Origin of the sequence: Streptomyces meridianus (assembly GCF_023703325.1) — a bacterium.
Classification (GTDB): Bacteria; Actinomycetota; Actinomycetes; order Streptomycetales; family Streptomycetaceae; genus Streptomyces; species Streptomyces meridianus.
The window spans coordinates 347264-358627 of the sequence record NZ_JAMQGM010000001.1 but is presented as its reverse complement, the minus strand read 5'-3'; the positions used below and the strand labels follow the sequence as shown (position 1 = coordinate 358627).

The 11364-nt window shown below is 71.8% G+C and carries 14 protein-coding genes and 2 tRNA genes; 3 read left to right on the top strand and 13 right to left on the bottom strand.

Going from position 1 to position 11364, the window contains the following annotated elements:
- Window positions 1-401: 401 nt before the first annotated feature.
- Window positions 402-1190: a thioesterase II family protein gene (locus M1E25_RS01540; RefSeq protein WP_251408141.1), complete on the top strand. Its 789-nt coding sequence runs from the start codon at window positions 402-404 to the stop codon at window positions 1188-1190.
- A gap of 130 nt (window positions 1191-1320) precedes the next feature.
- On the opposite strand, the gene M1E25_RS01535 is transcribed toward M1E25_RS01540, so the two are convergent.
- Both M1E25_RS01535 and M1E25_RS01530 read right to left on the bottom strand, forming a co-directional pair.
- The gene (locus M1E25_RS01535) at window positions 1321-1503 is read right to left on the bottom strand and encodes a DUF5302 domain-containing protein (protein WP_251408138.1); all 183 of its coding nucleotides are present in this window, start codon (window positions 1501-1503) and stop codon (window positions 1321-1323) included.
- 381 nt (window positions 1504-1884) lie between these two features.
- A tRNA-Ala gene (locus M1E25_RS01530) sits at window positions 1885-1957 on the bottom strand.
- Between the two features lie 188 nt (window positions 1958-2145).
- Between M1E25_RS01530 and M1E25_RS01525 the strand changes: the two genes are divergently transcribed.
- Window positions 2146-3426, top strand: a complete 1281-nt coding sequence (locus M1E25_RS01525; protein WP_251408135.1) for a glycosyltransferase 87 family protein — start codon at window positions 2146-2148, stop codon at window positions 3424-3426.
- Here the strand turns inward: M1E25_RS01525 and M1E25_RS01520 are convergent.
- The 9 genes from M1E25_RS01520 to M1E25_RS01480 form a co-directional block, all read right to left on the bottom strand.
- Window positions 3395-3628 (bottom strand): DEAD/DEAH box helicase family protein, encoded by a 234-nt coding sequence (locus M1E25_RS01520; protein WP_251408132.1) that lies wholly within the window; start codon window positions 3626-3628, stop codon window positions 3395-3397. The genes M1E25_RS01525 and M1E25_RS01520 overlap by 32 nt on opposite strands.
- 3 nt (window positions 3629-3631) lie before the next feature.
- Window positions 3632-3874, bottom strand: coding sequence for a hypothetical protein (locus tag M1E25_RS01515; RefSeq protein ID WP_251408129.1), 243 nt, complete (start codon window positions 3872-3874; stop codon window positions 3632-3634).
- 128 nt (window positions 3875-4002) lie between these two features.
- Window positions 4003-4075, bottom strand: a tRNA-Ala gene (locus M1E25_RS01510).
- A 115-nt stretch (window positions 4076-4190) separates the two neighbouring features.
- Entirely contained in the window at window positions 4191-4844 is a 654-nt protein-coding gene (locus tag M1E25_RS01505) for a histidine phosphatase family protein (protein WP_251408277.1), read from the bottom strand.
- Window positions 4841-5266, bottom strand: coding sequence for a ribosome silencing factor (gene rsfS, locus M1E25_RS01500; protein ID WP_251408126.1), 426 nt, complete (start codon window positions 5264-5266; stop codon window positions 4841-4843). The genes M1E25_RS01505 and rsfS overlap by 4 nt, the downstream gene beginning before the upstream one ends.
- 75 nt (window positions 5267-5341) lie before the next feature.
- The gene (locus tag M1E25_RS01495) at window positions 5342-7084 is read right to left on the bottom strand and encodes an LCP family protein (RefSeq protein WP_251408123.1); all 1743 of its coding nucleotides are present in this window, start codon (window positions 7082-7084) and stop codon (window positions 5342-5344) included.
- Window positions 7085-7128: 44 nt separating this feature from the next.
- The gene (gene nadD / locus M1E25_RS01490) at window positions 7129-7749 is read right to left on the bottom strand and encodes a nicotinate-nucleotide adenylyltransferase (RefSeq protein WP_251408120.1); all 621 of its coding nucleotides are present in this window, start codon (window positions 7747-7749) and stop codon (window positions 7129-7131) included.
- A 44-nt stretch (window positions 7750-7793) separates the two neighbouring features.
- Window positions 7794-7958, bottom strand: a complete 165-nt coding sequence (locus tag M1E25_RS01485) for a hypothetical protein (RefSeq protein ID WP_251408117.1) — start codon at window positions 7956-7958, stop codon at window positions 7794-7796.
- A 130-nt stretch (window positions 7959-8088) separates the two neighbouring features.
- Window positions 8089-8235 carry a hypothetical protein gene (locus tag M1E25_RS01480; protein WP_251408114.1) on the bottom strand — a complete coding sequence of 49 codons (147 nt, stop codon included), beginning with the start codon at window positions 8233-8235 and terminating at the stop codon, window positions 8089-8091.
- Between the two features lie 177 nt (window positions 8236-8412).
- Between M1E25_RS01480 and M1E25_RS01475 the strand changes: the two genes are divergently transcribed.
- Window positions 8413-9573: a M48 family metallopeptidase gene (locus M1E25_RS01475; protein WP_251408111.1), complete on the top strand. Its 1161-nt coding sequence runs from the start codon at window positions 8413-8415 to the stop codon at window positions 9571-9573.
- A gap of 13 nt (window positions 9574-9586) precedes the next feature.
- Here the strand turns inward: M1E25_RS01475 and M1E25_RS01470 are convergent, their stop codons facing one another.
- Together M1E25_RS01470 and M1E25_RS01465 are read right to left on the bottom strand one after the other, a co-directional pair.
- On the bottom strand, window positions 9587-10672 hold the full coding sequence (locus tag M1E25_RS01470) for an SCO2583 family membrane protein (RefSeq protein ID WP_251408108.1): 1086 nt from the start codon (window positions 10670-10672) through the stop codon (window positions 9587-9589).
- A 79-nt stretch (window positions 10673-10751) separates the two neighbouring features.
- On the bottom strand, window positions 10752-11339 hold the full coding sequence (locus tag M1E25_RS01465) for an SCO2584 family spore wall biosynthesis protein (RefSeq protein WP_251408105.1): 588 nt from the start codon (window positions 11337-11339) through the stop codon (window positions 10752-10754).
- Between the last annotated feature and the right edge of the window lie 25 nt (window positions 11340-11364).

The window sequence follows — 11364 nt, the reverse complement described above, 5'->3', positions numbered from 1 at the left end:
ACCCGTCGGGACTGATCAGCGCGGCCCGCTAAGCAGAAGGCGTACGGCACGCATGGCGTCAGGGTACCGCAGGGTGCCTTCCGGCCGCTCGGAGCGGCCGGAGGGCGGACACCGCCCCACTGACGGGACAGACGCACCCCGCCGCACTGCGGCCGCTGCCGGACGGGCCCGCCCGCCGCTGCGGCCCGCTGTCTCCTCCGCGACGAGCATCCAACTCGCTTTTCCCGAGCACTGCTTGCCGGACGCCGGCGCTGCTTAGGGTGGGTGCCGGGTCACCGTCGGCGGTCGGCCGCGCTCCGGCCGGCCCGAGGTGACGCCGCCCGCCCGGGACTCCGACCGCGGCGGCACGGACGACAGGCAGGCCCCTGACGCTCAGGGCCCGGCAACCCCTGGGGGGAAGCATGAGAGCGGCTACCGACGAGGCCCGGTGGGGCCGGCGCTACCACCCGGGACGGGGCGCCACGGCCCGTCTCGTGTGCTTCCCGCACGCCGGCGGTGCGGCGAGCTTCTTCCATCCGCTGTCGGCCCGGCTTGCCCCCGGCACCGAGGTCGTGGCCGTGCAGTACCCGGGCCGCCAGGACCGGATCTCCGAGCAGGCCCCCACCGACCTCGCCACCATCGCCGATCTGGCATACGCCGCGCTGAAGAAACTGCTGTCGCAGCTGCCGACCGCCCTGTTCGGCCACAGCATGGGCGCACTCGTCGCCTTCGAGGTCGCCCGTCGCATGGAGGCGGACGGTCTGAGCCCGCTGCGCCTGTTCGCCTCCGGGCGGGCGGCTCCGTCGATCCCTTGGACCGGCCGGCGGGGCCGGGACGACGCCGAAATCGTCGCCGAACTGCGGGAGCTGGCCGGGACTGACGCAGCCTTGCTCGCTGACGACGAATTGCTGCAGCTGATCCTTCCTGCGGTTCGCAGCGACTACGCCGCAGTGGAGGGATACCGCTGCTCCCCGGGTGCGTCCGTGCGCTGTCCGGTCACCGCCCTGGGCGGGGACGACGATCCGCGGGCCCTGCTGACGGAGGTCCGGGCCTGGCAGCGGCACACCGAGGGCGGGTTCGACCTGAAGGTGTTCCCGGGCGGGCACTTCTACCTGGTCGACCAGGTGTCAGCGCTGATCGCGGAGCTGCGCAGTCGTCTCCCGGGCGAGGAGCACGGTGCATCCGTACGCATCGACGGGACGGCGTCCTGACCCTCGCGCAACCGTCCGCACCGGCCGCCGTCGCCCTCCTCGATGCGACAACGGCCGGGGGTGCGGACAACCTCCGGCGCTCCGCGCCCCGGCCGTGCCCACGGGTCCGGCCCGGGACTCCCGGGCGGAGTCAGCCCGACTTGCGGCGGAAGGTGCGCTTGCGCGCCGCGGGGCCCTGCATCGCTCCCACCCTCAACCGGCCCTGCTCCTGCGCCTTCCGCGCCTGGGCCCCTTGGCCCTTGCGCTCGAGAGCCTCCTGGAACTTGCGCTTCAGGTCGTTCTCGTTGTCGATCTGTTCCGACTTCTCTGTCATGCGAACCTCCGGGAACGACGAGCAGATGAGCCAGAGTGGCACACCGCCGGTGGAGCGGCGACGAATTTTCGGACGTGACGCGGTGGGGCCGTCGGACCAAAGGGAACGGCGCGATGTCGAAGTGGCCCGGAAATCCGCCGGGTTCGGCCACGCCGGCACGCTGCCGGACCGGCCGCCATGACGCCCCGGCGACCCCGTCCCCGCCAGGCCCGGCAGGAGCCCCGGCGACCCCGCCCGCCATGCGCCGGGGCAGCGGCAGACCCAGGCGTCGTGAAACAGCGCGGGCTCCACCCACCTGCCACAACGCAGAAACCCCGGTCGGGCGCTGACGCCCACCGGGGTTCCGGGAAGTGAGTGAACAACCGCCGAGCGATCGTTCCGTGGAGCTAAGGAGAATTGAACTCCTGACCTCCTGCATGCCATGCAGGCGCTCTACCAACTGAGCTATAGCCCCTCGTTCCGCTGCCCGGCTTCCCGGGGCAACATCGCCAACCTTACACGGATCCCGCGCCGTTCCGCCAAATCGTTCTGCCGCGACACCCGACGGCGCCACCTCCGTCCCACCGGCAGAGGTAAGGTCACCCTCCTGCGCCCTATTTGCCCCGAATGCCGGACGATGGTTCCCGGTCTGGAGGCCCGCACGTGACCGCATCGGAGTCGCCGGCCGGCCCGGCCCTCCCCGTCCTGCGCACCGCACGGTGCCGGACGGCCCTCGCCCTGACGCTGTGCCTGATCTCCTTCACCGCGTTCTGGGTCGCCCAGCGGACGGCCGGGGTATCGATGATCGACCTGATGGTCTACCGGGCCGAGGGCCGCACCGTCCGCACCGGCGGCGAGCTGTACGCCATGCGCGCGACCGAGGCCGGCCTGCCGAACACCTACCCGCCGTTCGCGGCCCTGCTGTTCACCCCGCTGACCTTGCTCGGCGTTCCCGGGATGCGCGCCCTCGCCACGGCCGGGAACCTGGCGCTGCTCGTCGCCCTCGTCCATCTCTCCCTGCGCCTGGCCGGCTGTCCGGCCAGGCCGCGCTCCCCCGGCCCGACGGCTCTCTGCGCCGCCGCGGCCGTCTGGTGCGAACCCGTGTGGACGACGCTGCGCTACGGCCAGGTCAATCTGCTGCTCGCGGTTCTCGTGCTCTGGGACATGACCCGGCGCGACGGCCACCGCTGGGCCGGGGTCGGCATCGGGGTCGCCGCCGGCATCAAGCTCACGCCCGCGTTCTTCGCCGTCGCCCTCGCCGTGGCCGGGGCCGTTGGACGCAGGCGGCGTCACCGCGCCGACCCGCACGGCGTTCCGGGACGTCCCCCCGAACCACTGCTGCGCAAGGCCGCCGGCGCCGCGGCGGCGTTCTTCGCCACCGTCGCGGTCGCCTGGCTGATCCTGCCGCGGGACTCCGCGCGCTACTGGACGGCGACCTTCTATGCCGCGGAGCGCGCCGGACGTGCGGAGGACACCGCGAACCAGTCCCTGCGCGGCCTCACGGCCCGGTTGCTGCATCACCCCGACCCGGCGAGCTGGTGGGCGCTCGCGCTGCTGGTGGCCCTGTGCGGACTGGGCGTTGCCGTCGCCGCCCTGCTCGCACGACGCCCCGCCCGGGCCGTGCTCTGCTGCGCGGTCACCGCGCTGCTCGTCAGCCCGGTGTCGTGGACGCACCACTGGGTGTGGTGCGTGCCGCTGGTCCTGCTCATCGGGTCGGAGGCGGCGGGGCGAGGCACCCCGGTCCGGTGGGCGGCGGCCGCGACAGCGCTGCCGTTCTTCTGCTATGTGCCGTGGTGGGTGCCGCACGGCGGAACGCAGCGGCTCGAACTGCACCAGAACTGGTGGCAGTTGGCCTGTTCCGCGGTCTATCCCGCCGTCGGCGTGGCGTACCTGGCGGCGGCCTGGTTCTCGCTCAGGCTGTGGCGAACGAGTAGAAACGCTTGAGGGTGCAGTGCTCGTCCAGGAGCCTGCCGTAGATCGGCTCCCCGTCGAGTTCGCGATAGGTCTCGATGGGGTCGCCTTTTATGATCAGCGCCCGCGCGCATTCTTCGCACCAGTACTGGTAGTCGCAGTTGAGCGGTTCCATGTCACGCACGATGGGCGTACCGCTGCCGCACCAGTCGCACTTCCGGCTGTGTGCACCCATGTGTCAGCTCCAGCTGTGGCCGCAGGCCGTGCACACGTACGAGATCCCGCCGTTGTCACCCAGCACCTGGGCGACATGCGACGACTGGCAGGCCGGGCACTGGAGGAGGACCGCCGTACGTCCCTGCTTCCGGACGTCCTCGGCGGGTGAGGTGAAACGGAGCGCGTATTCCGGCAACCAGTCGTAGCCCTGTGCCTCGGCGAGATCGAGAAGGTCGTTGACCCCCTCGAGGATGCTCGTCGGCATCACGCTCTCCCTCCACTTCGGCCGTCCGATTCTGTCACGGCACGGCGTGTGCGGTCAGTGCGACCGTCATCTTTCGCGGAAAGCAGCGATCCCGCCTCCTCAGCGGGAGACGGGATCGAACGAGACTGTGGAGCTAAGGAGAATTGAACTCCTGACCTCCTGCATGCCATGCAGGCGCTCTACCAACTGAGCTATAGCCCCGCGCTCTCAGCTTGCGGTTCTCACCGCTGCGCTGTGAACGAGAAGAAGCTTAACCGGTGACCAGCCCGGATGCGAAATCCGGGCCGGGCCCCGCACGAGTCCGGTCCGGACCGGCTCAGTCGTCGTCGCCGAGCACCGGCTCCGGCAGCGTTCCGGCGTTGTGCTCGAGCAGCCGCCAGCCCCGGGCGCCCTCGCCCAGAACCGACCAGCAGCAGTTGGTGAGGCCGCCCAGCGCCTCCCAGCTTCCCGGCTCCAGGCCCAGCAGCCGGCCGATGGTCGTCCGGATCGTGCCGCCGTGGCTGACCACCACGAGGGTGCCGCCGTCCGGCAGCTTGTCCGCATGGCGCCCGACGACGGGGGCCGCGCGGTCGGCGACCTCGGTCTCCAGCTCACCACCGCCGCGCCGCACCGGATCGCCGCGCTTCCACGCCGCGTACTGCTCGCCGTACCGTTCGACGATCTCGTCGTGGGTGAGCCCCTGCCACTCTCCCGCGTAAGTCTCCCGCAGTTCCTCGTGGTGCGAGACCGTCAGGCCGGTGATGACCGCGAGTTCCCCGGCGGTGTCCGCCGCCCGGCTCAGGTCGGAGGCGATGATCTGGTCGGGATCGAGGGCCGCCAGCAGCCGGGCGGAGCGCCGCGCCTGGTTGATCCCGTCCTCGGTGAGGGCGATGTCGGTCGTTCCCTGGAAACGCCGCTCCAGGTTCCAGGACGTCTGACCGTGCCGCCACAGGACGATGCGACGACCGCGGCCGCCCTTGCTCCCGTTCAGCTCTGCTCCCCGTCCGGCTGCGCGGCTCGGTGCTCGGCAGCCTTGCCCCGGGTCGCCCGGGCGTCAGCGGGAAGCTCGATCTCCGGACAGTCCTTCCACAGGCGCTCCAGCGCGTAGAACACCCGCTCCTCGCTGTGCTGGACGTGGACGACGATGTCGACGTAGTCGAGGAGCACCCAGCGCGCCTCACGGTCGCCCTCACGGCGTACCGGCTTGGCCCCGAGCTTCTTGTTCAGCACCTCCTCGATCTCGTCGACGATCGACTTGACCTGGCGGTCGCTGGGAGCCGACGCCAGCAGGAAGGCGTCCGTGATGGAGAGGACGTCGCTGACGTCGTAGGCGATGATGTCGTGCGCGAGCTTGTCGGCGGCCGCCTGCGCGGCAGCGTTGATCAGCTCGATGGAGCGGTCCGTGGCGGTCACAAGCCATGCTTTCGGATCGGGGGCAGGTACCGGTCCAGGGTCTCACGCCCCGCCGACAGCACCGGCCCCCTCACCTCATCCGGCCCGGTAGTCGCTTCCGAGGATCACGCTCACGTCGGCGTTCGCCGCCACCCGGCCCTTGCGCACCGAGTTCTCCGGGAGCCCCAGGGTCTTCGCTGCCTCGACCGCCTTGGCCCGCATGGCCGCGTCCGCGTAGCGCACCTGCGAGCGGGCCAGGGCGGTGTCCGCCGCTCCGCCGTCCACGAAGGTGTAGCCGCCGTTGACGAGGTCGGCCCGGGCCGTGTTGGACAGCGCGGCGTTCCCGGTGGCGTTGCGGACGCCGATGCGCGGCGCCGCGTCGCCGTCCGTGTTCCGGACGGTCCCGCCCAGCACCTCCTTGACCAGCCCCTCCTTGGCCGCTTCGCCCAGGGTGCCGTCGGGCTGCACGGGCAGCAGTTCGGTGCTGTACGCGCCGGTCTTCGCCTGCTCTCCGAGCCGGGCGAGGAGCGCGCCGAGCTGGGCCTCCGACAGCGAGGGGTCCGGGATCTGGCTGAGAGAGCGCACGGTGGTCGTGGCCGCCTCGGGCTCGCTGGAGATCTTGCGCAGCACGGCGTGCATGACCTGCCCGAACCGCTCCAGCTGCTTGGTCTGCGGCTCACCGGGACGGGAGAGCGTCGCGTATCCGACAGCCGCCTGGCCGTTGAGGCTCTGGCTGCGGCCACGCTTCACCAGCGGCTCCTCGCCCTTCTTCGCGGCCGGCACCTCCGCGTTCGTGTGCACGGTGATGCCGCCGACCAGCTCGACGAGGTTCTCCAGGTACGGGGTGTCGAGGCGCCACGTTCCCTTGATGTCGGCTCCGAGGAGTGTGCCGAGCGACTCGCGGGTGGGCTGCGCGCCTTCGTCCTCGACCGACTTGGCGAGCGTGGTGACTCCGCCGTCCTCGGTGGAGACCCGTGTGGAGTTGGGGAGCAGGACGGTGGTGCCCTGCTTCATCGTCTCGTTGTCGACCAGCAGGACCGTGGCCGAGCCGCTGCCCTTGGTGTCGCGGAGATGGACGACCACCACGTCGCGCTGTTGCACGGCTCCGGCCTGCTTTCCGGCGGCCGGTCCGGTGACCATGCCGGGGATCTTGCCGGTGTACCAGAGGTAGCCCACGGCGCTCGCGGCCGCGATCACCAGCACGACGACCAGGGCGATCACGCGGTTGCGGTTCTTGCGCTTGCGCTCGTCCCGGCGCTCGGTGCGGGTCTCGGCGAACTTCAGCCAGTCGATGACGTCGTCCGCGCCTTCGTCCGGATCCTCGACGAACGCGAACTGCTCGGTGCGGTACCCGTCGTCACCGGGGGCGTCCGGACCGCCGGGCCGCCCGTCCGGCCCCGGGCCGGGCTCCGCTCCGGGGCGCGCCGACCGCTGCTGCGGGACCCACTGCTGCTCGTCCACGGGGACGCCGGTCCGCCGCGGTGGGTGCGGGGCCTGCGGGGGCACCGAGGCGGCGTAACTCTGCTGCGGCGGGTACTGCTGCTGCCCGTAGGGATCGTGGGCGGGCGCCTGTTGCCCGTAGGGATCGTAGCCGCCCTGCGGCTGTCCGCTCTGCCCGCGGCCGTCGGACTGCCGCCGGCCGTAGGGCTGCTGGTAGTGCTGCGGTCCGTAACCCTCGGCGGGGTACGGCTCGGCGTACGGGTCCTGCGGATGGCCCCCGCCGTCCGCGCCTTCTCCGTGACGGGCGTAGCCGTCGCGCCGGTAGGGATCCTGGCCGTACGGGTCCCGGCCGTCGTCCGGCCCTCCCGAGCCGTACGGCGCGGAGTGTGCGTCGTTCACCAGTGCCCCTTCCCATGGCGCCCCGTACGTCAATGCCACCGGACTCAGCCGTCGCGGTACAGCCCTCGCTTGTCGATGTAGCGCACCACACCGTCCGGCACCAGGTACCAGACCGGGTCCCGCCGGGCCACCCGCGCACGGCAGCCGGTGGACGAGATCGCCAGCGCGGGAACCTCCACCAGCGAGACCTTGCCCACGGGCAGTCCGTCGTCGGAGAGTACGTGACCGGGCCGGGTGACTCCGATGAAATGTGCGAGAGAGAACAGTTCCTCCGCGTTCCGCCAGCTGAGGATCTGCGAGAGGGCGTCGGCCCCGGTGATGAAGAACAGCTCCGCATCCGGGTTCATGGCATGCAGATCGCGGAGCGTGTCGATCGTGTACGTCTTGCCGCCCCGGTCGATGTCGATCCGGCTCACGGAGAACTGCGGGTTCGACGCCGTGGCGATGACCGTCATCAGGTAGCGGTCCTCGGCCGGCGAGACCGTGGTGTGGCTCTTCTGCCAGGGCTGTCCCGTCGGCACGAAGACCACTTCGTCGAGGTGGAAGTGCGCCGCCACCTCACTGGCTGCGACGAGGTGCCCGTGGTGGATGGGATCGAACGTCCCGCCCATCACACCGAGCCGCCGCCTGGCCGGACCGGTGGTCGGCCCCTCCTGCTCTCCCATGGATGCAGAGCCTACTTTCCCCGGTCCGGGCGCCCGTTGCCGCCTCAGCGGTCCCGGTTGAAGCGGGTGGTGATCCACAGCAGGAGCAGCAGGGCGAACAGCGCGCCGCCACCGGTGAGGTACGGGCTCAGGCTGGCGTGCTCGCCGCCGTGTTCGCCGCCTTCGGCGGCGAGGGCGACCAGGGCGTTGGCGGAGCTGGGAAGACTCATCGTCGGCAGGCCTATCCGGGTTGTCGTCGGTCACGGGCGCTCGGAGCGCGCCCTCATCGTATGCGGCACCGGCCGGCGGGCCCACGCCGACTCCGGGGCACGTTCCGGCCCGGTCCTCCCGGCCGGCGGCTCAGCGGTCGTGGCCGCCATAGCCGCGCAGCAGGAACCAGGCGAGGAGGGCGACGCCGACGACGGAGGCGACGACGAGGATCCGCAGTGTCAGGCCCGGTCCCTCCGGCGCGGCCGCGGCGACGAGCGGTGCAGTGAATTCCGGCATGGCTCCACGGTAACGACGCGCGCCGCGTCGCCGGCCCCGGGGACGGCCGTTGCCGCCGGGACGGCTGCGGGGCCTCCGTCCGCGGAATCCCGCCGCAACCCGGCGCGCACGGCCCCGCGCACTCCTAGGCTGGACAGCGGGACGCGGCACCTGCCTCTGCCGGCTGGAGGAGATCACATGGACGACAACGGCCGGAAGTCCGGGCCGAGACAGGCACGCAGGCGGTTTCCGGGGATATCGTCCCGGGCCTACGAGCATCCGGCGGACCGTTCCGCACTGGTGGCACTGCGCAGGCTGAGCGGCTTCGACACCGTGTTCAGGGCGCTGAGCGCACTGCTGCCCGAGCGCAGCCTGAAACTGCTGCTCCTGTCGGACTCGGTACGGGCCGGCGAACGGCAGTTCCCGCTGCTGGACGCCGCCCTGCGCGATGCCTGTTACGTCCTGGACCTGGAGAAGGTCCCCCCGCTCTTCGTCGCCCAGGATCCGCGTCCGGAGGCCATGTGCATCGGGCTGGACGAACCGGTGATCGTCGTGACGACCGGGCTGGTCGGGCTGCTGGACGAACGGGAGATGCGAACGGCCCTCGGGCACGAGGTCGGTCATGCGCTCTCCGGCCACGCCGTCTACCGGACGATCCTGCTGTTCGTCACGAACCTCGCCCCGAAGGTCGCCTGGATTCCGCTCGGCAACGTGGCTCTCATGTCCGTCGTGACGGCGCTGCGCGAGTGGTTCCGCAAGTCCGAGCTGTCGGCGGACCGGGCCGGGCTGCTCGTGGGCCAGGATCTGCAGGTGTCGGTGCGCACCCTGATGAAACTCGCCGGAGGCAGCCACCTGCACGAGATGAACGTGGACGCTTTCCTGGAACAGGCCGACGAGTACGCGGCGGGCGGGGACCTGCGGGACTCCGTCCTCAAGGTCATGAACCTGCTGCCGCGCAGCCATCCGTTCACGACGGTCCGGGCGGCCGAGCTGAGGCGATGGGCCGAGGGTGACGAGCACCGGCGGATCATGGACGGCCGGTATCCACGGCGTGAGGACGACAAGGATGCGTCCCTCGGCGACTCGATGAGGGAGTCGGCGAGCCACTACCGGGACGCCGTACGGTCCGGCACGGACCCGTTGAGCGGCCTGATCCGGGACATCGCGGACGGCGCGGGTGAGCTGGGCGGGAGGTTGCGGGACGTCTTCACCGGCCGCCCGGACCGCGACGGCGGCCCGGGCGCAGGCAGGGCGGACACGGACGGCACGGGCCGTGACCGCGACACCGGTCCGCACGGCGGCGACCGGCGGGGCGACGGCCCGCCGGACGGAACGCGGCCCCCGGAAGGCGGGGAGTAGCGGCCGTTCCGGGTCAGCGCGCGGGCAGCCGCGGCTGGGCCTCCGGCGCGAGGACGCCGCACAGCGACGCGCCGGCTCCGCCCGTCCGGTAGGGGTCGGTGCCTGCCGGGCCCTTCCCGCTGTCCTTCTGCCCGGCGAACAGTGGCTTCAGATGACCTGCCTGGTCGGATCCGCACGAGACGGGCCCCGCCTGGAGCCGGCTCTGCAGCAGTTCCGCATGGTGCAGGCGCAGGTCCTCGCGGTCGAAGCGGAACCGCAGTTCGCGGCGCACGGTGAACAGCGACGCCTCGTCCGTCCCGGCCCGGGCTCGGTCGACCGGCCGCAGCGCGTACACGAAGGTGTGGTCGGAGGTGACCTCCAGATGGTCCGGCCCGGCCTGTTCGACGTCGAACGAGCCGCGCACCCTGATCCTCCGGTCGGCCAGGGCGGTGGTCGCGGGGTCGAAACGGACGAGCCAGCCGGTGGCGGCGGCCTCCGCATCGCCGTTCGGCCGGTCGATGTTCCGGTCGAACTGCGCCAGCTGCCCCGCGTCGAGCAGGGAGCGGACCGGATGCACGACGCCGCCGGTGAGCACCTCCTGGTCGAGCGCCGAGGTGATGACGTACTTCCGGGCGGTGTCCAGCGCGGCCATCACCTGGCCGCCGGAGAAGCTCTCGGTCGATCCGGCGATCGGCGGGTTCACCCCCTCGGACCCGATCCGGAACCCGGCCGCGGGGCTGTGCTCGAAGAGCTCGGCCGGAGTCGCCCCCGGGACGGCCGCGGGCGGGGACAGCCTGATGACGGTGCTCCTCATCGGGATCGACACACCGGGCGCCGCTCCCTGGTACGGGTGGCGCACGCCCATGTAGATGGCCGTCCCGAAGGCCAGGGCGATCAGCACGACGAGCACCACCAGCTGCCGGGACACTCCACCGCGCACCCGGGACCGGCGGCTGCGCACGGCCGGGGAGTGATCGGTCAGCCGCTCCTGTGCGGAGAACTCCTGAAGGCGGGCAGCTCGGATGAACGACTCGTCGAAGACGACGGATCGGTACTCGTCCTCGCCACCTCCCGGGAAGCCCTCGGGAGGCCCTTCGGGTGGGTCTCCACGACCGGTCATACCTTCAGAGTGGGTCGGAAGGAGACCCCCTAAACGCGGGAGAATCCACCAACTTCGGCCCGGGAAGAGAGGATTGGAATCAGCGTTCGCGGGGAATGGCGGACACCGTCTGCGGGGCCGGCACGGACGGCAGCGACGGGACGGCGCCCGGCCGTCCGGCGGGGGAACCCGGACGCGAGCGGTCCACCTCGGTCGTCGCCGGCGGCGGCGACGGAGTCTGCCGGCTGTTCGTGGCCCCGCGGTAGACGGCCGTGAACGCGAGCGCGACCATCCCGATGCCCATCACGACGGCGAGCAACCAGGCCACGGGGCGGTGCCAGCGGATCCGTTCCCGGTAGGGGCGCAGGGCTCCCCCGTAAGGGCCGTACGGCCCGTCGGCCGCGTACCCGGGGTCGCCGTAACCGTGTATGTCCGGCGGGAGGAGCTCCTCGGGGTACTCGTCCTCCGCGGGGCCCGGCGCGGAAAGGGCGCCGACTGCGTCGGCCTCCGCGCGGGCCTGCGCCGCCTGGAGACTGCGCTCGGCCGCGGTGGGTTCGTGGATGCGCGCGGACCGGACGAATGCCTCGTCGAAGACCACGGAGGCGAACTCCTCGTCCGCTGCCCCGCGGCTGTGGCTGTCGGGCTCGTCACCGTCCGGGAACGGCCTGCCCCCCACATCGTCCGGCACCCGTCCAGCGTACGGCGCACGACCA